The organism is Acidovorax sp. (genome assembly GCF_046339755.1).
In the GTDB taxonomy this organism is placed as follows: Bacteria; Pseudomonadota; Gammaproteobacteria; order Burkholderiales; family Burkholderiaceae_C; genus Acidovorax.
In genome coordinates, this window is record NZ_JBKDTZ010000145.1 from 65293 (window position 1) to 83550 (window position 18258).

Annotated in this window: 19 protein-coding genes; 13 read left to right on the plus strand and 6 right to left on the minus strand. The window is 68.8% G+C overall.

The features are described 5' to 3' along the window. Positions 1 to 59 precede the first annotated feature (59 nt). Genes ACK59X_RS12165 through ACK59X_RS12175 form a run of 3 tightly spaced genes read left to right on the plus strand, consistent with a single transcriptional unit; the run spans position 60 to position 1789 of the window. The gene (locus ACK59X_RS12165; protein WP_409957581.1) at positions 60 to 467 is read left to right on the plus strand and encodes a TraR/DksA family transcriptional regulator; all 408 of its coding nucleotides are present in this window, start codon (positions 60 to 62) and stop codon (positions 465 to 467) included. Between the two features lie 28 nt (positions 468 to 495). Next, complete coding sequence (locus tag ACK59X_RS12170; protein ID WP_409957582.1) at positions 496 to 1425, plus strand: DnaJ C-terminal domain-containing protein; 930 nt, start codon at positions 496 to 498, stop codon at positions 1423 to 1425. Further along, complete coding sequence (locus tag ACK59X_RS12175) at positions 1406 to 1789, plus strand: chaperone modulator CbpM (protein WP_409957583.1); 384 nt, start codon at positions 1406 to 1408, stop codon at positions 1787 to 1789. Before ACK59X_RS12170 ends, ACK59X_RS12175 begins: the two co-directional genes overlap by 20 nt. Before the next feature lie 15 nt (positions 1790 to 1804). Here ACK59X_RS12175 and ACK59X_RS12180 read toward each other — a convergent pair whose 3' ends face one another. The 4 genes from ACK59X_RS12180 to ACK59X_RS12195 form a co-directional block, all read right to left on the minus strand. Continuing rightward, a complete protein-coding gene (locus ACK59X_RS12180; RefSeq protein ID WP_409957584.1) occupies positions 1805 to 3334 on the minus strand; it encodes an SLC13 family permease in 1530 nt (509 codons plus the stop codon). Further along, on the minus strand, positions 3331 to 6117 hold the full coding sequence (locus tag ACK59X_RS12185) for a cation-translocating P-type ATPase (RefSeq protein ID WP_409957585.1): 2787 nt from the start codon (positions 6115 to 6117) through the stop codon (positions 3331 to 3333). The genes ACK59X_RS12180 and ACK59X_RS12185 overlap by 4 nt, the downstream gene beginning before the upstream one ends. Then, the gene (locus tag ACK59X_RS12190) at positions 6114 to 7268 is read right to left on the minus strand and encodes an Acg family FMN-binding oxidoreductase (protein WP_409957586.1); all 1155 of its coding nucleotides are present in this window, start codon (positions 7266 to 7268) and stop codon (positions 6114 to 6116) included. Before ACK59X_RS12190 ends, ACK59X_RS12185 begins: the two co-directional genes overlap by 4 nt. Positions 7269 to 7402: 134 nt before the next feature. Then, positions 7403 to 8440, minus strand: coding sequence for a zinc-dependent alcohol dehydrogenase family protein (locus ACK59X_RS12195; RefSeq protein ID WP_409957587.1), 1038 nt, complete (start codon positions 8438 to 8440; stop codon positions 7403 to 7405). 243 nt (positions 8441 to 8683) lie between these two features. Here ACK59X_RS12195 and ACK59X_RS12200 point away from each other — a divergent pair, with 243 nt between their 5' ends. From ACK59X_RS12200 to ACK59X_RS12230, 7 genes are all read left to right on the plus strand, one after another. Then, entirely contained in the window at positions 8684 to 9751 is a 1068-nt protein-coding gene (locus ACK59X_RS12200; protein WP_409957588.1) for an endonuclease/exonuclease/phosphatase family protein, read from the plus strand. Positions 9752 to 9839: 88 nt separating this feature from the next. Continuing rightward, on the plus strand, positions 9840 to 10382 hold the full coding sequence (locus ACK59X_RS12205) for a DUF4124 domain-containing protein (protein WP_409957589.1): 543 nt from the start codon (positions 9840 to 9842) through the stop codon (positions 10380 to 10382). A 159-nt stretch (positions 10383 to 10541) separates the two neighbouring features. After that, entirely contained in the window at positions 10542 to 12422 is a 1881-nt protein-coding gene (locus ACK59X_RS12210) for a M14 family metallopeptidase (protein ID WP_409957590.1), read from the plus strand. A gap of 7 nt (positions 12423 to 12429) precedes the next feature. Continuing rightward, the gene (locus ACK59X_RS12215; RefSeq protein WP_409957591.1) at positions 12430 to 12705 is read left to right on the plus strand and encodes a hypothetical protein; all 276 of its coding nucleotides are present in this window, start codon (positions 12430 to 12432) and stop codon (positions 12703 to 12705) included. Positions 12706 to 12891: 186 nt separating this feature from the next. Further along, entirely contained in the window at positions 12892 to 13308 is a 417-nt protein-coding gene (locus tag ACK59X_RS12220) for a GFA family protein (protein WP_409957592.1), read from the plus strand. Positions 13309 to 13322: 14 nt separating this feature from the next. After that, complete coding sequence (locus tag ACK59X_RS12225; protein ID WP_409957593.1) at positions 13323 to 13805, plus strand: GNAT family N-acetyltransferase; 483 nt, start codon at positions 13323 to 13325, stop codon at positions 13803 to 13805. A gap of 174 nt (positions 13806 to 13979) precedes the next feature. Beyond that, positions 13980 to 14354 (plus strand): hypothetical protein, encoded by a 375-nt coding sequence (locus ACK59X_RS12230; protein ID WP_409957594.1) that lies wholly within the window; start codon positions 13980 to 13982, stop codon positions 14352 to 14354. Positions 14355 to 14390: 36 nt separating this feature from the next. On the opposite strand, the gene ACK59X_RS12235 is transcribed toward ACK59X_RS12230, so the two are convergent. Further along, on the minus strand, positions 14391 to 15377 hold the full coding sequence (locus ACK59X_RS12235) for a LysR substrate-binding domain-containing protein (protein ID WP_409957595.1): 987 nt from the start codon (positions 15375 to 15377) through the stop codon (positions 14391 to 14393). Positions 15378 to 15500: 123 nt separating this feature from the next. Between ACK59X_RS12235 and ACK59X_RS12240 the strand changes: the two genes are divergently transcribed. Next, complete coding sequence (locus tag ACK59X_RS12240; protein ID WP_409957596.1) at positions 15501 to 16613, plus strand: alkene reductase; 1113 nt, start codon at positions 15501 to 15503, stop codon at positions 16611 to 16613. 23 nt (positions 16614 to 16636) lie between these two features. Further along, positions 16637 to 17659, plus strand: coding sequence for an aldo/keto reductase (locus ACK59X_RS12245; protein WP_409957597.1), 1023 nt, complete (start codon positions 16637 to 16639; stop codon positions 17657 to 17659). A 28-nt stretch (positions 17660 to 17687) separates the two neighbouring features. On the opposite strand, the gene ACK59X_RS12250 is transcribed toward ACK59X_RS12245, so the two are convergent. Continuing rightward, positions 17688 to 17960: a DUF2798 domain-containing protein gene (locus ACK59X_RS12250; protein WP_409957598.1), complete on the minus strand. Its 273-nt coding sequence runs from the start codon at positions 17958 to 17960 to the stop codon at positions 17688 to 17690. Between the two features lie 132 nt (positions 17961 to 18092). Here ACK59X_RS12250 and ACK59X_RS12255 point away from each other — a divergent pair. Then, the coding region (locus tag ACK59X_RS12255) for a LysR family transcriptional regulator (RefSeq protein WP_409957599.1) at positions 18093 to 18258 on the plus strand (166 nt) is incomplete at its 3' end.

Sequence of the window (18258 nt, forward strand, 5' to 3'; positions counted from 1 at the left end):
GCGCGCACAGCATCCGACCCTTGGCTATGCAGGACGATGGACCCGCATCGGAGCATGAAATGAACACGATTGCACACCTTTCACGCCACCAACGCGCAACCCTTACCAACCTCCTTCAGGCGCGCCGCACCGAAATGCAGGTGTTGCAGGCATTGCACAGGCAAGATCTGTCGCAGGGGGATTCTGCCCACCAGGCCCTGGCGCAGGATGCGGATGACGCACCGCGGCAGGCGGGAGACAGCACGGTGGAAGGGGTCCTGTCCGACATGCACAGCAAGGAGTTCGATGCGGTGGTCAGTGCGCTGCAACGCATCCACGCCAGGGAGTATGGGCTGTGCATCGACTGCATGGGGGCCATCCCGTTCCAGCGGCTGAGCCTTGAACCCCAGGCACTGCGCTGCGTGGGCTGCGAGAGCCGCCATGAGCGCAGCCAGAGGATGCCGGCCCATCCGATTGCGGTGACATGACCCATGACCCCATGGCCCGCTGCGCCCCATGAAATACAAGGACTACTACACCACGTTGGGGGTGCCGCGCGACGCCACGCTGGAGCAGATCAAGAAAGCCTATCGAAAGCTGGCCCGCCAGTACCATCCGGATCTCTCCAAGGACGCCGATGCCGAGGCGAAATTCAAGGAGCTGGCAGAAGCCTACGTGACCCTCAAGGACCCGGAAAAGCGCAGTGCCTACGACCACATCGGCAAGCACGTCCCCGGCGAGGAGTTCCAGCCGCCGCCCGCCTGGGAACGCCCTGCCGGCGGCAACGGCCCCACCTTCGCGGACATGGACCTGGCCGACCTGCTGGCGGCCATGGGGCACGGGCGGTCGGGCCGCCAGAGTGATGGCGGGCCGGTGCCGGGCCGCGATTTCGACACCACGGCGCGCATCAGCCTGGAGCAGGCGCACCAGGGAGCCAAGCTCACCCTGGAGCTTGACGACGGTGGGGCCGGGCGTGCGCTGGAAGTGACGATACCGGCGGGCATGCGCGATGGCCAGAAGCTGCGCCTGCGTGGGCAAGGTGGCAAAGGGCACCAGGGCGGCAACAATGGGGACATCTACCTGCACATTGCCCTGGCACCGCACCCGCTGTTCCAGGTGCAGCAGCACGACCTGTACTTCCACCTGGCGCTCAGCCCCTGGGAGGCGGCCCTGGGTGCGCAGGTGGAGATTCCCACCCTGGGCAACCCCATGCTGCTGACGGTGCCTGCGGGCACCTGCCACGCCCGCAAGCTCAGGGTGCGCGGGCAAGGCCTGGCCAATGGCCATGGCGGGCGCGGAGACTTCTATGCCGTGGTGCACCTGGACATTCCGAAGACGCTTTCTGCCCGCGAGCGGGAGCTGTTCCAGGAACTGGCCGGTGCATCGGATTTCAACCCCCGTGAAGCAACCACCCTGGAGCATGCCCATGGCCCCACAAGCACATGAATGGCACTGGCTGGACCAGCGCGCCAGCGTCAGCCTGTCCGACCTGTCCCGAGCGAGCGGTCTGACCGCGCAGGAGCTGGCGGAGCTGGTCGACTATGGCGCCATCGCGCCGCTGGCCCCGGAGCAGGAGGAGCTGCACTTCAGCGCGCAGTGCCTCGTCCCGCTGCGGGCAGCGGTCAAGCTGCGCGTCACCTATGACCTGGACATCTTCACGGTGGTGCTGCTGATGGACGGACTGCAGCGCATCGAGGTGCTCACGCACCGCATCAGGACACTGGAAAGCCAGGTGCCGCGCCCCCATGGCGGATTGCCGCAGGCGATGCCGGAGCCCATCGACGTCACGGCCGAGTACAGGCCGTTTTGAGTACGGCCTGCATCGTCAGACCGCCTTGGTCATGTACCCCATCCACGGCCAATAGGTCAGCGAGAAAATCACCAGCAGCGCGGTGGCCGCCAGCGTGATGGCGATGCCGGTGCGCACGAAGTCGCCGGCATCGAAGGTGCCGGTGCCATAGGCAATCATGTTCTGCGGCGCGTTGACGGGCAGGATGAAGCCAAAGCTCACCACGAACTGCAGCAGCATGGTCATGCCGACCACGTTGATGCCCGGGGTCTGCACCGCCAGGAGCACGCTCATGATGATGGGGATCATGGTGGATGCCAGCGCCGTGGCGCTCGCGAACCCCAGGTGGATCACGATCAGGAACAGCGACAGCAGCATCAGGATGGCGAACGCGCTGGCCTGTTGCAGGCCCAGGTTCTGCACGATGAGGTGGGCCAGCCACCCGGCGGCCTGGGTCTTGAGCAGGGCCGTGCCGATGCTGATGCCGACCGCGAACAGCACCACCGTGCCCCAGGGAAAGCCGCGCTGGGACTCCTTCCAGTCCATGACGCCCAGGCGCGGCAGCAGCATCAGGGCGATGGCCGCGATGGTGGTGGACGAGGTGTCGAAGTCGTGCAGCACCTTTTCGGTGGCCCAGAAGCCCAGCAGCGCCAGCACGATGGCCAGCAGCTTCCACTCTCTAGCGCTCATCTTGCCGATCAGGTCGAGCTGCCGCCGTATCGTGGCCTGGCCGCCCGCGATCTCCTTCATCTCGGGCTTCATCATGCGCGTCATGATGAAATAGACGGCAATGCTCAGCAGCGCGGAGAATGGCGCTCCGGCGATGAACCATTCGAGCCAGGTGATGCTGGCCTGCAATTGCTTTTCGATGAAGCCGATGGCCACCATGTTCTGCGCGGCGGAGGTCTTGATGCCCACGTTCCACACGCTGGCGGTCTGCGCAGCGGTGATGACCAGCAGGCCGGCGAAGCGGCTGCGCCGGTCCACCTGGAAGGCCAGGATGAAGCCCATCATGATGGGCACCAGGCAGGCCACCCGCGCCGTGGTGCTGGGCACGATGAACGACAGCAGAAATCCCACGCCCATGGCACCGATGACGATGTGGTTGGTGCGCGCATCGACGCGGGACAGCACCAGCAGCGCGATGCGCCGGTCGAGCCCGGTGGCCGTCATGGCCGCGGCGATGAAGCATGCGGCCGCCACCAGCGCCACGGCACTGTTCGAAAAGCCCGAGAGGGCCAGGCCGAGTGCTGCGCCTGTGCCCATGGCTGCGCCGGCAGGCTTGGTCGCGTCGGGCACCGCGGCCAGCAGGAAGATCATCAGGGCGCCGATGACCACGGCGCTCACCGCGTAGTCCAGCGCCTCGGTCATCCAGACGATGACGGCAAACGCCAGGATCGCCAGCATGGCCTGGCCGGCCGGCGGCAGGCCCTGCGCCGTGGGCATCCACAGCACGGCAAGGAGCGCGGCCACGGCCAGGAAAAGCCCGGCCGTCTTCACCACGTGCCGGCCCGACTCGGGTGGCACGGGCGTGACGACTGGGAGAATGGGCGCGGCGGGTTTCATGATTTTTTCCTTGTGAGCAGCTTGCGCAGCTCGCTGAACCACAGCACGGTGCTGCCCATCGCGCCGCAGACCAGCCACTGGCCCGGCGACAGCGGCGCGGTGCCGAAGGCCAGGTTCAAGACCTGCAGGTGCACCACGCCCACCTGCAGCAGCGCGGACAGGGCCACCGCGCCCCACAGCCAGGGGTTGGTGGCCAGGTTGGCGAACGCGCTGGCGGTCTCGGAGCGGGCGTTGAAGCAGTTGAACAGGTGGGCGAAGACCAGCACCGTGAAGCCTGCCGTGCGGGCGTTGGCCAGGTCGCGGTCGCCCTCGATCAGGCCGCCGGGCAGGTACATGTCCATGGTGAGCAGGGTGGCCACGGCCACCACAATGCCGATCTGCACCACGCCCCACCACATGGCGGCGTCGATCACCCGCTCGCCCGGGTGGCGGGGCTTGCGCGCCATGGCGTCGTCGCTGGTGGGGTCCATGCCCATCGCCAGCGCGGGCCAGGAGTCGGTGATCAGGTTCAGCCACAGGATCTGCGTGGCCAGCAGCGGCAGCACCAGCGCGCTGCCGGGGGCGGTCAGGCCGATGACGCCGGCGCCCACCACGCCCAGGAACACGGTCAGCACCTCGCCCATGTTGGACGACAGCAGGTAGCGCAAAAACTTGCGGATGTTGTCGAAGATGCCGCGCCCCTCGCGCACCGCTTCGATGATGGTGGCGAAGTTGTCGTCGGCCAGCACCATGCGGGCCGCGCCCTTGGCCACCTCGGTGCCGGTCACGCCCATGGCCACGCCGATGTCGGCGGCCTTGAGCGCGGGGGCGTCGTTCACGCCGTCCCCCGTCATCGCGACGATGTGGCCGTCGGCCTGCAGGGCGGCCACGATGCGCAGCTTGTGCGCGGGCGCCACGCGGGCGAAGACCGAGGTGTGGCGCACCGCCTGGGCGAAGGCCGCGCCGTCCAGCGCATCGAGCTCGGCCCCGGTGAGCGCCGTGGCGCCGGGCGGCACCAGCCCCAGGTCGGCCGCGATGCGTGCCGCCGTGCGCGGGTGGTCGCCGGTGATCATGATGACCCGTACGCCGGCGCGCCGTGCCTCGCGGATCGCCACCGCGGCCTCTTCGCGCGGGGGGTCGATGATGCCCGCCGTGCCCACGAAGATGAGGCCGCGCTCCAGCGCATCCACCTCTTGCAGGTCCTCGTGCGCGCCCAGGGGGCGGTAGGCCACGGCCAGCGTGCGCAGGGCATCGCCGGACAGGGTGTCCACATCGGCCAGGATCTTCGCGCGCAAGGTGGCGTCGAGCGCGACCACGTCCATCCCCACCCGGGCGTGGGCGCACAGGCCCAGCAGCACGTCGGGCGCGCCCTTGCAGATGAGCACCCGCTCGCCGCCGTGCTCCAGGTCGCGTTCGATGGTGGACATGCGCTTGCGCTCGGAGGTGAAGGGGTGCTCCGCAATGCGCTCGAACCGCTTTTTGCGCCGCGCCGTGGCACCGAGCTTGTGCTCGGCCACCAGGAACGCGGCCTCGGTGGGGTCGCCGTGGACTTGCCACGCGCCGTTGTCGGCCTGCTGCAGCGATGCGTTGCCCGCCAGGCTGCCGCCGCTGAGCAGCACCACCTGTTCGGCGTGCAGCGCGCCCGCCTGCAAGGGTGTGCCGGCCCGCTGCACCTGGCCTTCGGGCGCATAGCCCACGCCCGTGACGTCGGTGGCGCCGGAGGCAGTCATGATGCGCACCACCGTCATCTCCGAGCGCGTGAGCGTGCCGGTCTTGTCGGTGCAGATGACCGAGGTGGCGCCCAGCGTCTCCACCGACGACAGGTTCTTGATGATGGCGTGGTGCCCGGCCATGCGCTGCACCCCCAGGGCCAGCACCACCGACAGTATGGCGGGCAGCCCCTCAGGCACGGCCGCCACCGCCAGGGCCACGCCCAGCAGCAGCACGCCGACGACCTCGGCCATGCTGTCGGGCCGGGAGATGAGCAAGATGGTGCCCACCACCACGGCGGCGATGGCCAGAACGGCCACGCCCAGCATGCGCCCGATGTGGGTGATCTCCTTTTCCAGCGGCGTGGGCTGCTCCACGGTGGCGGCCAGCATGCCGGCAATCGCGCCCATCTGCGTGGCCATGCCGGTGGCGACGACCAGCGCGCTGCCGCTGCCCTGGGCGACGAAGGTGCCCTTGAACACCATGTTCAGTTGGTCGCCCAGGGCGGCGGGGCCGGGCAGGGGCGCGGGGTCCTTGAGCACGGCCTCGCTCTCGCCGGTGAGCGAGCTCTCCTGCATGCGCAGGGCGGCAGCGCGCACCAGGCGCGCATCGGCGGGCGTGGCATCGCCCTCGGCCAGCACCAGCAGGTCGCCCTTGACCAACTGCGCGCTCGGCACCCGCTGCACCTGGCCGCCGCGCACCACCGAGGCGGTGGGCGCGCTCATGCGCGCCAGCGCGGCCACGGCGTCGTGCGCCTTGGCTTCCTGCACATGGCCCAGCACCCCGTTGAGAAGGACGATGGCCGTGACGGCGATGGCATCCACAGGCCAGCCGTGCAGGCCCTCGAACACCCACGCCAGCAGCGACACCACGATCGCGCCCAGCAGCAGGTAGATGAGTGGGTCCTGGAACTGCGACAGCAGGCGGCGCCAGGCGGCGGTGCGCGGGGTGGCCTGGAGCTCGTTGGGGCCGTCCTGCGCAAGGCGCGTCGCTGCTTCCTGCACGGAAAGCCCGTGCTGCAGATCGGTACCCAGCATTTTGGCCAGGTCGTCGGCCTTCCGGGTCGTAAAGTCCGGCGGTGGCAGCACTGTCATGCGAACAGCGCCGGAACGCCCCGGCGTGGCGCCGGATCGACCGGCGGGGCAAAGCCCACGCGCGCCCACATCTGCACCGTTTGCGCCGGCTCTGGCGCGTCGAGCAGGCGCCTGATGCGGGCATGGGGGGCGGCCTGTTCGGGGTATTCCTGCAGGGCCTGCTGCAGGGGCTGCATCGCCAGACCCTGTGCGGTGGCGGCTAGCTGCACCCGCACATAGGCGCGCCCGGCGCCAATCTGCGTGCGGCGGTCATTGCCCTCGGTCACCATCCACAGGAAGGCAGGCGTGGAGGCCAGCTTCCTGCCGAAATCCTCGATCTGGCTGGTGGTGGCGTAGTCATCGGGGGCCGGGGCCTTGCTGCGGTCGAACAGCCCGAAGCGGTTGAGCCACACGACCATGGGGTCCAGCAGGTAGAGGCCATCGCGGTGCTTTTCGATTTCGGCAGCCCCCACCCGCAGCACCTGGTAGGTTTCGAGCACCACGCGCGGCGTGACCATCTCGATGCGCCACGCCTGCGCGGCGATTTCGCGGTGCTGGGCCATCAGCCCGGCCTGGTCCATGCCCACGAAGCCCAGCCGCGATGGATGGGGGGCGACGGCGTCGGCCATGGCCTGCCATGCGGCGGCCGGCACCGGGCGCTGGAGGTCGTACAGCTGGCGGTTGGTGCGGCGCTGCAGGACATGGGCGAACAGCGGGTCTTTCTGCACGGCGGGGTCGGGCGACAGCCGCACGCGTGCCACGGGGCGCTGGTCAATCTGCCCTGGCGCGAACTCGCCTTCGGGAAACAGCGTGATGTCGGCCCGCAGCCCGCGCTCGCGCGCCGCCATGTCGAGCAGCTCCAAAAATGTGCCGTGGCTCATCATGGTCTGGCGCGAGAACGGATCGGAGGCGGGCAGCAGGCGATGCAGGTCGCAGCGCAGCAGCATCTCGCCGGGCGTGGTGAGGTCGACGCGCCACGATTGCAGATTGTGGGAGTGCGGCGCCAGGATGGCGTAGCCCAGGATCCAGCGGCGGACATCGGCCTCCTGCCCGGGGCCCTGCCATGGCGCGATCGCGGCCGGGGGCATGGGCTGGCTGCAGCCCGCCGAGGCAGCCGTGGCGGCGATGATGGCGGCGCCACCGGTCACCCTGGCGAATTGGCGTCGATGCATGGTGCAGCTCCTTGTGGGGCCTGCTGGCCACGGCGTTTCAACCGGGCCACCCATTGCACGGCGAGGTCGGCGGGAGTCGTTTGTAGATCATGAAGATGCCCCGACATGAAAACCCGTGCGGGCCTGTGGATCGCTCATGCCTCGATGATCACTTTGAGCGCCTTGGTCTCTGCGGCCCGGCCGAAGGTGTCGTAGGCCTGCAGGATGTCCGCGAGCTGGAAGCGGTGGGTGATGAGCTGCTTGGCGTCGATGCGCCGGGACTGCACGGTCTTGAGCAGCATGGGCATGGACACGGTATCGACCAGGCGCGTGGTGATGGTGATGTTGTGCGACCAGAGCCGCTCCAGGTGCAGGTCGGCCTTGACGCCGTGCACGCCCACGTTGGCGATGGTGCCGCCGGCGGCCACGATGTCCTCGCACATCGTGAAGGTGGCCGGGATGCCGACGGCCTCGATGGCCGTGTCCACCCCGCGCCCGCCGGTCAGCGCCATCACCTGCTGGGCGGCGGTGCCATCGGTGCTGTTGACCGTGGCCGTGGCGCCGAAGCGCTTGCCCACGGCCAGGCGGTTGTCGTCCAGGTCGACCATGATGATCTCCGAGGGCGAATACAGCTGCGCCGTGAGCAGCGCCGCCAGCCCGATGGGCCCGGCGCCGACGATGGCCACGGTGGAGCCGGGCTGCACCTTGCCGTTGAGCACGCCGCACTCGAAGCCGGTGGGCAGGATGTCGCTGAGCATGACCAGCGCCTCTTCGTCCGCGCCGTCGGGAATGGGGTAGAGGCTGGTGTCAGCATGCGGGATGCGCACGAACCCGGCCTGGGTGCCGTCGATGCGGTTGCCCAGCACCCAGCCACCGGTGCTGCAGTGCGAGTACATGCCCTTGCGGCAGTTCTCGCAGCGCCCGCAGGCGCTGATGCAGGAGATGAGCACCCGGTCGCCAGGCTTGAAGGTGGTGACGCCCGGGCCTACGGAGTCGATGATGCCCACGCCTTCATGGCCCAGGGTGGTGCCGGGCTGGCAGGTGGGCACGTCGCCCTTGAGGATGTGCAGGTCGGTGCCGCAGATGGTGGTGCGGGTGATGCGCACGACGGCGTCGGTGGCGTCCTGTATGGTGGGCTTGGGGCGTTCGTCCAGCTTCTTCTGGCCGGGGCCGTGGTACACGAGGGCGAGCATGGTGAGGGGTCCTTTGGGTGGTCAGGGTGCCGATCCACTGTCTGCGCCATCCGGGTGGCTGTCAGTGCGCTGGCGCACACATTCCCTCGGGGCCGTGCTTTATTCGGCCGGCATTTGATCCTGGTCAACCGTGCCGCACATGGCCATTGCGCAGGCCACTGCAACCAAAGCCCGCTAGGATGGGCCCTTTGCAGAACCCGCCTGGGCAAGTGCCCTCCTCCCACTCCCCACCTGCCGTCCCCCATGCGCCCCACCCCTGCCGACACGCCCCCGCCCCTGGACACGCTGATGGTGGCCACCTGCAACGTGCTCAACCTGGCCAACCCCGGGCGCATGTTCTACGCCAACCAGGACGCTTACACCGAGTCAGAGTACGAACGCAAGATCGAGTGGCTGGCCCAGCGCTTTCGCACGCTCAATGCCGACGTGCTGGCGGTGCAGGAGGTGTGGGACGAGGCGGCGCTGAAGGCGGCCATCGCGCACAGCGGGCTGCGCTACGATTTTGTTGCGGTGCCCGGTGCCGAGAACGACGACAAGCGCCACGGTGCCCAGGGCACGCCGCGCGTGGGCATTGCCACGCGGCTCAAGGTGGAGGCGCTGCAGTCGTTTGCGAACTTTCCGCCGGCCTTCCAGGTCGATGTGCCGGGGCTGGGCCCACACACGCGCTTCGAGCGCCCGCCCCTGGTGGCCACGCTGCGCATGAAGCATGGGCAGCGGGTGAACGTGCTCACGGCGCACCTCAAATCCAAGCGCCCCAAGTTCCTGCAGGACGCCAACGGCCACGCGCTGGAGGACAAGGACGACCGCAAGGTGGGCGCCCTGGCCTCGCTGCGCTCGCTGCTGATGCGCGGCGCCGAGGCCATGGCCCTGCGCTGCCTGGTGATCGACCTGCTGCAGCGCACCAGCGTGCCGCTGGTGGTGATGGGCGACTTCAACGACACCCCTGACAGCGTGACCACGCAGCTGATCTGCGCCACCACCGAAATCGCCTACGACCGCTCGGCCCGCGACGTGGCGCTGTTCAACGCCTACGACCTGCAGGGCGAGATGGCGCTCAAGAAGGACGTGGCCTTCTCCCACATCCACCAGGGCTCGCCCGCGGTGCTGGACCAGATCCTGGTGAGCGAGGAGTTTTTGGCCCGCGGGCGCAACAGCCTGGGCGACGTGCGCCGGGTGGACTACTTCAACGACCACCTGCCCGACGGCCGCGACCGCACGCGCTCGGACCACGGTTTCGTGCGTGCGCTGCTCCGGCTGCAGATGGGGACGCCGCAAACCCCGCCGGCACCCGCTGCCCCGCCGATGGGCTGAGCTCCGCGGGGCGCGGCATCACCCATTTGCCTTTACATACCGGGCTGTTCAGGTGCTAAATTCCTGCGCGATTCTGAGGAAGCCAGAGATGCGTTGGAAAATGATCGCGATGGCCTGCCTGGGCCTGGCAGCCCTGTCTGCAGGCGCGCAGGTGCACCGCTGCAAGCAGCCGGATGGAAAGATGGTCTACAGCGACCAGCCGTGCGCCCGCAGCCAGACCGGCGGGGTGATCCTGCCCGACCCGAGCGTGCGCGAAGTCGCCTGGGAGCAGGCGCGCAATCGGGCCCAGGGCTCGGGCAGCGCCAAGTCTGCCGCCTGCCGCTCGGCCAGGGAGGAGCTGGCCCAGCTCGCCGGCCTTCGCAGCCTGTCGCCCGAAGAAAAGCGCATCCGCGTGCGGGGCCAGGAAACACGGGTCGCCGCCGCCTGCGGCACCGAGCCGCCGGGCCCGAACCCGCAGCCCCTGGCCGGCAAGGCGCCTGCCGCCTCCGGCCCCGTGGTCTTCCTCTACTGCGATGCCGGCGTGTGCCACGACAACAAGGGCGGCGTGCACATGAAGAGCGGCCCCGACTTCGTCGACGCGGCCACGGGCAAGAAATGCGCGCGCGTGGGCGCCCAGACCGTCTGCACCTGATCCGCACCGCAAGTCCCTGCGCCGCCAGGGGCATCGCGGCCGCGCGCGGCGCGCCGGCACCGCTTTGCAACACGGCGTGCCGGCTGACACAAGTCGTAACGAGCCCCCCAGTAAGATGCCGGACCAAGCCCCGGATTGAGCACGGGCGACGAGACCCATATGACCATGCCCAGAGCCAACACCTCCACCCTGCCCCAGCAACCCGACGCCCGCGCCAGCCGCTGGCCGGTCCGCACGGCCGCCGCCGCGCTGGTGGCCGTGCTGCTGGCGGCCTGCAGCAGCACGCCGCTGCCGCCCTGGAATTCGCCGGGCGCAGCCGCACCGCGCCCCAGTGCCCCGGCACCGCTGCCCCGCCCGCAGGCCGGCAAGGTGGTGCCCGCACCGCTGGGCTCGGCCCAGCAAGCGCCCGCACCCCAGCCGCAAGCGCCGACAGGCGTCATCACCGCCCCCCTGCCGCCCGCAGCGCCCATTGTGGGCCGCAACGAGCCCCTGGCCACGCCGCCCTATGGCCCGGCCGTGATGGCCCGTTTCCCCGAGCCCACGGTGCGCTACAGCACGCCCGGCCTGGCGCCCGACCGCCGTGCCTTCACCACCAACGTGGAGCTGGAGCAATGGCTGCAGTCCGTGGCCCAGGGCACGGCCGGCGGCCCCTCGCGCGCCAGCATGCTGCGCCTGGGCACCTCGCAGCGCGGCGAGCCCCTGCTGGGCCTGCTGCTCACCCGCGCCCAGGGCAATGACCCGGCGGCCCTGGATGCCGGCAAGCGCCCCACCGTGGTGCTGATCGGCCAGCAGCACGGCAACGAGCCGGCGGGTGCCGAGGCCCTGCTGGTCATCGCCCGCGAACTCGGCCAGGGCCTGCTCGAGCCCCTGCTCGAACGCATCAACGTGATCATCGTGCCGCGCGCCAACCCCCATGCCGCCCAGGCCGACAAGCGCGCCACGGCCAACGGCAACGACAAGACCCGCGACCACCAGCTGCTCAAGACGCCCGAGGCCCAGGCCATCGCGCGCCTGGTGCGCGACTACCGCCCCATCCTGGTGGTGGACGCGCACGAGTACACCGTGGCCGGCCGCTACAAGGAAAAGTTCAACGCCGTGCAGCGCTACGACGCGCTGCTGCAGTACACCACCACCGCCAACTACCCCGAGTTCCTGACCAAGGCCTCGCAGGAGTGGTACCACCAGCCCATGGTGGCGGCGCTCAAGGCCCAGAACCTCTCCAGCGAGTGGTACTACACCAATGCCACGGGCGCGGACGACCGCACCCTGTCGATGGGCGGCACGCAGCCCGACACGGGCCGCAACGTGCACGGCCTGAAGAACACCGTGAGCCTCTTGATCGAGACGCGCGGCGTGGGCATCGGCCCGCTGCACATGCAGCGCCGCGTGCACACCCAGGTCACGGCCATCGCCAGCGCACTGCGCTCCACCGCCGAGCGCGCCGCCAACCTGGAACAGGTGCGCGCCTTCGTGGTGCGCGACATCTCGGCCAAGGCCTGCCGCGACAACGTGGTCGTCGAGGCCGGCCCCACGCCCACGCAGCGCGAGGTGGTCTTCATCGACCCCGAGACCGGCATGGACCGCCCCGTGCGCGTGGACTGGAATTCGTCGCTGAACCTGCGCACCCTGAAGTCGCGCGCGCGCCCCTGCGGCTACTGGGTGTCCGACCGCGCCGCGCCCGTGATCGAGCGCCTCAAGCTGCTGGGCCTGCAGGTGCTGCGCATCGGCGAAGGCGGCTCGCTGCTGGCCGACACCTACCGCGAGACCGGGCGTGAAGTCTCGGAGCGGCGCGACGTGCTGGGCACCATCGCTGGCGATGGCGACATCATCCGCGTGCAGGTGGCCCCCGTGCGCGCCGCCATCGACGTGCCCGCCGGCAGCTACTATGTGCCCCTGAACCAGCCCCTGGCCCACCTGGCCGTGGCCGCGCTGGAGCCCGATACGCAGAACAGCTATTTCGCCAACCGCCTGGTGGAAGACCTGTCGCAGACGGCACGCATCATGTCCACGCCGTCGCTGGTGTTCGAAGAGACGGATTGAGCCCTCCATGAAGTACTCGCCTGCGCGCGACGCCAGCGGCAAGTCCCTGATCAACGGCCGGGAAGCAGCCATTGGCCTGTGGCTGATGGCTGCGGCCACAGGTCTGATGCTGTGGATGAATCCCATCGTGCCGCCTTATACCGGCAGGTCTGCGTGGCTGTTCTCAGCATTTGCGCAGATGTTCGGGCCTTCGGGCCCGGCCATCGCGATATGGTCTTTTGTGGCGGTGCTGCTTGCCCTGGGCGTGATGGGATGGATCGGCGCTGGCAAGCAGCCGCGCTGACCCGGCGAACCCGGCTGGATCCCTTCAGGGAGTGATAGCCCTGTACCTGCTTCGCCATGGCGGTGCCAGTCGCCACCACCAGCCGCGACCTGCGGCCCCACACCAGCCTGACCGGGATCGCCATGGGTTTTCGGATGCCGTCGCAGGCAGAATCGGGCCATCCGCACGAAGACCTTTCTCGCCTGCATGAGCACGCAAGACCATCCACCCCCGCTGTACCAAGGCCGTTGCCTGTGCGGCGCCATCCACTACGAAGCCCGCGCTGAGATCAAGGCGGCCTCGCACTGCCACTGCAGCATGTGTCAGAAGGCGCATGGCGCGGCCTTCGGGTCCTATGGCAATGTGCCGGTGGACCGCTTTGCCTTCACACGCGGCGCAGAGCTGGTGAAGCGCCGCGAGTCATCGCCGGGCGTCACGCGCAGCTTCTGCCCGGATTGCGGCTCGCCGCTGACCTGGCACAGCGCGCATGGCGATGCGGCGGCGTGGATGTCATTCTCGCTGGGCACGCTGAATACGCCGTTCACGCCGAAGAAGCCGCTGCGCAGCATCCACGCGGATTCGGTGCCTGCGTGGCATGTGGCGGGCGAAGCGCGCAAAGACTGAGCGGCAAACATCCCATGGACTTTCAAATCAGGCGCGCGACCGCCGACGATGCATCGCAGGTGGCATTACTGACCCGTGCCGCCTATGCGAAGTGGGTGCCGGTGATCGGGCGGGAGCCCCTGCCGATGAAGGCAGACTACGAGGCCGCTGTCAGGGATCACCGGGTCGATTTGCTGCACGTCGACGGCGTGCTCGCCGGTCTTATCGAAATGATCCCCGAGCCACAGTGGCTGCTGATCGAGAACCTGGCGGTCGCGCCCGCCTTTCAGGGCCGCGGCTGTGCACGCATCCTCCTCGCGCAGGCCGAACAGACGGCAAAGGTGCTGCAGCTCACTGGACTCAGGCTCTTCACCAACAAGCAGTTTGCATCGAACGTCGCCTTGTACCTGCACCACGGCTTCGCCGTGGACCGCGAAGAGCCTTTCATGGGCGGATACACCGTGTACATGAGCAAGCCGTTCGCGCCCGGCAAGGCTCCGCTTGTCGCCCCGGCTTGATGGACCCACGGCGCCCATGGCACCATCCCGCCACCGCAGACCCCGGCTGATTCGGCAGCCGCGCAATGCGGCATCCAAAATCAAATCCAACGAGGGGAATGCCAATGAGGAACCGAGGCGCCAACGCCATCTGTGGCCGGCTTTGCCATGGGGTCACCAAGCCAGGAGTGCAACATGCCTGATACCTACAACGGCATAGGCACGTCCTACCTGGGCAAGTGCAAGTTCGAGCAGGACGATTCATTCGTCACCACCAAGTGGTTCCAGATCGTGGCGCCGATCTTCCCCCTGGGCAGCGTGCGGCTGCGTGACCTGGGCAGCGAGGGCGTGCCCTTTCTCAAGCGCACCACCAACTACGAGTTCATCGAGGAGGTGCCGCTCGATGTGATGCAGGTGGTGCGCACCTATGCGTACACCGTCTTCATCGTCGCCTGGTTTGGCCACTGGGCCATGGGCAACCAGCCGCCGCTGGTGCGCTTCATCATGATTACGCTGGGGATTCTGCTGCCGTTTGCGATGCGGTTCCTGTCCAAGCGCATGTCGCAGTAAAAACCGGTTCGCGGCCTCGCAAGGCCGCGCGGACATTCAGCGCCGGGGGCGCAGGCGCGCTGCCACTGGCGCGGATGGCTTTGCCGCTGCACCCGCCGCATCAGGCCGGCCGCCAGCCTCCTCTCCCACCAGCTCCTGTGCCACCTGAGCGACCAGCGTGCGCAGCCAGCGGTGCGCGGGATCGTCGCGGTAGCGCACGTGCCAGCCCATGTGCAGCGGAAAGGTGCCCAGGTCCACGGGCGCCGGCAGCACCTGAAGCCGCGTGTCGTGCGCCAGGCGCTGGCAGATGAGCCGGGGCAGCGTGGTGCAGTAGTCGGTCATGGCCACGATCTCGGGCACGGCCAGGAAGTGCGTGACCGATACCGCCACCTCGCGCTTCAAACCCTGGCGGTCCAGCGCCTGGAACAGGCCGGCGCGCAGGCGGCCGGGTGGCAGCACGTTGACGTGGCGCAGCTGTTCGTAGACCTTCTTCGTCAGGCGGGTGCCGACCCCGGGGTGGCCGGCGCGCACCATACAGGCCAGGCCGTCGTCGCCCAGGTGCTGCACGACCAGGTTGTCGGGCGCATCCACGATGCGGCCCAGCACCAGGGCCGTGGTGCCCGAGACCACGCCGGTCTCGGCCAGGTCGGTGCCATAGGGCGTGAGCCGCAGGCGCATGCCGGGGGCCTGCTCGCGCAGCCGCGCGGCAATGGCGGGCACCAGTGCGAACTCCATATAGCTGTTGGCCGCAAGGGTCACCAGTTGGTCCGCGCTGGCCGGGTCGAACGCCTGCTGGCCCAGCACGATGCCATCGAGCACGCCCAGGGCCTGGGCGATCTGCGGCGCCAGCGCCAGGGCGCGCGCTGTGGGCTGCATGCCGTAGCGCTCGCGCACGAACAGCGGGTCTTGCAGCAGGGTGCGCAGGCGCGTGAGCGCATTGGACAGCGCGGGCTGCGTGGTGCCCAGACGCTCGGCGGCGCGGGTGACGCTGCGCTCTTCCATCAGGGCGAGAAAGACGGGCAGGAGGTTGAGGTCATAGCGCATAGATATGCTTTTAACCGTATATCTGGAATCCAGCAAATAAATTGGATGAATTTCACCAGGGCGCGCATCCTTCGTCCTGTGCCAGCCCCGACCCATCCACTTTCGACTTTGCAAGGAACCACCATGACCACCACCGCTACCGCCACCGAAACCCTGTTCACCCCCACCCGCGTGGGCGCCATCGCGGTGAAGAACCGCATTGCCATGGCCCCGTTGACGCGTTCGCGCGCCGGCATGGATGGCGTGCCTTCGGCCCTGGCGGCGCGCTACTACGCCGAGCGCGCATCGGCCGGCCTGCTGATCGCCGAGGCCACCAATATCTCGCGCCAGGCGCGCGGCTATGCCTTCACGCCCGGCATCTACACCGATGCCCAGGTAGCAGGCTGGAGGCAGGTGACCAACGCCGTGCACGCGGCCGGTGGCCGCATCGTGCTGCAGCTGTGGCATGTGGGCCGCATGTCGCACAGCAGCCTGCAGGAGAACGGTGCCGCGCCCGTGGCACCCTCGGCCCTGCAGGCAGGCGGCAATGTGTTCACCGAAGCCGGCTTCGAGGAGCCCAGCATGCCACGCGCGCTGGAGCTGCACGAGATCGCTGCCATCGTCGAGGACTACCGCCAGGCCGCGCTGCGCGCCCAGGCCGCAGGCTTCGATGGCGTGGAGGTGCATGCCGCCAACGGCTACCTGCTGGAGCAGTTCCTGCGCGACAGCACCAACCGGCGTGAGGACCAGTACGGCGGCTCCATCGAGAACCGCGCGCGCCTCACGCTGGAGGTGACCGAGGCCGTGGCCGGCGTCTGGGGTGCGGACCGCGTGGGCCTGCGCCTGTCGCCGCTGTCCACCGCCATCGGCGATACCCCCCTGGACAGCACGCCCATGGAAACCCATGCGTACCTGGCCCAGCGCCTGGGTGCCATGGGCCTGGCTTACCTGCATGTGGTGGAGGGGCAGATGCATGCCGAGGACGGCACCAGCCGCTTCGACAACCAGGCCCTGCGCGCGGCCTTTGGCCACGGTGGCGCCTACATCGCCAACAATGGCTACGACCGCCAGCGCGCCGTGGCGGCCACGGAGTCGGGCCACGCCGACATGGTGGCCTTTGGCCGCGACTTCATCGGCAACCCCGACCTGGTGGAGCGACTGCAGCACCGGCTGCCGCTGTTCAATGCGCCGGCATCGGGTTACTTTGGCGGCGGCGCTGAAGGCTACACCGAGTTCACCACGGCACAAGCCGCCTGAGCCCCCAACGAAGGAGAAACACCATGGCAACCAACCCCATCAAAGATCTGCTCCCCGGCCCGCTGGGCTTTGGCACCGCCCCACTGGGCAATATGTTCCGCGCCATCCCCGAGGCCGAGGCCCGCGCCACCGTGGACGCGGCCTGGAACGATGGCATCCGCTACTTCGACAATGCGCCCTTCTATGGCGCGGGCCTGGCCGAGATCCGCATGGGCGAGGCGCTGGCCGGGCGGCCGCGCAGCGACTATGTCATCAGTACCAAGGTGGGCCGCCTGGTGCTGGACGAGGTGGAGGACGTATCCGCGCGCGACCTTGGCGAGAAGGGCGACGTGTTCCGGCATGGCCGGCCGAACCGCATCGTCAATGACTATTCCGAGGACGCGACCCTGCGCTCCATCGAGGACAGCCTGAAGCGCCTGAAGACAGACCACATCGAGATTGCCTGGGTGCACGATGTGGCGCAGGACTTCTATGGCGACGATTGGCTCAGCGTGTTCGAGACCGCGCGCAAGGGCGCTTTCAAGGCCCTGGACCGCTTGCGCGACGAAGGGGTCATCAAGGCCTGGGGCCTGGGCGTGAACCGGGTCGAGCCCATTGAGCTGCTGCTGGACCTGCAGGGCCCGCGGCCGGACGGTTTTTTGCTGGCGGGCCGCTACACCCTGCTGGACCACAGCCGCGCGCTGCAGCGCGTGATGCCCAAGGTGGCCGAGCGCGGCCTGTCCATCGTGGTGGGTGGCCCCTACAGTTCGGGTGCGCTGGTCGGCGGGCCCAACTTTGAGTACGCCCCGGCCACGCCCGCCATCCTGGCCAAGGTGGCTGCCATCAAGGCGATTGCGGACCGGCATGGTGTGAGCATGAAGGCCGCAGGCCTGCAGTTCGCGCTGGCCCACCCGGCCGTGGCGGCGGTGATCCCCGGTGCCAGCCAACCCGGGCGCATTGCAGAGGACCGCGCCGCGCTGCAGCTGGCGGTGCCGGCGGACTTCTGGCGCGAGCTGCGGGCTGCGGGGCTGGTGCACCCCGAGGCGCCGCTGCCGCTGATCGGCTAACGCTGACGACTCTGGACCTGAGGACTGCTCACGCCCTCAGCGTCGCCAGGGTCAGCCGCAGCACCACCGGCCGCACGAAAAGCACGCAGACAAAGGCCACCGGCATGGCCAGCGCATAGGCGCTGAGCACCCGCCCCAGGTAGCCGCTGGCCAGGCCGGTGCCCGCGCCCACGATCACCGCGCACATCAGAAAGGCCATGATGCCCGCCATGTAGAAGGCGAACACCACGGGCATGAAGCGCTGGGGGAGCTTCCAGAAGGGCGGGCGTACGGGGGTGGTCTGGGGGACGGGCTGGGACATCGGTGAATAGGCGGCCGGTAACGAAGAATGGCGCTACTTTAGGAGCCGCCGCCATCGGGCGGTAGGCCAGCGCAGGCACTTTCAGTGCTAATCTCAACTTATGAATCAACTGAACTATTCATAAGCAAGGCCATGTCCAACCTGCGCGGTATCGAAACCTTTGTCCGGGTCGTCGAAGGCGGCAGCATTGCGGCGGCGGCGCGCCAGTTGGGCATCACGGCGGCAGCGGCCAGCCAGAATCTGGCCCGGCTGGAGAAAGAGCTGGGCACCCGGTTGCTGACACGCACCACGCGCTCGC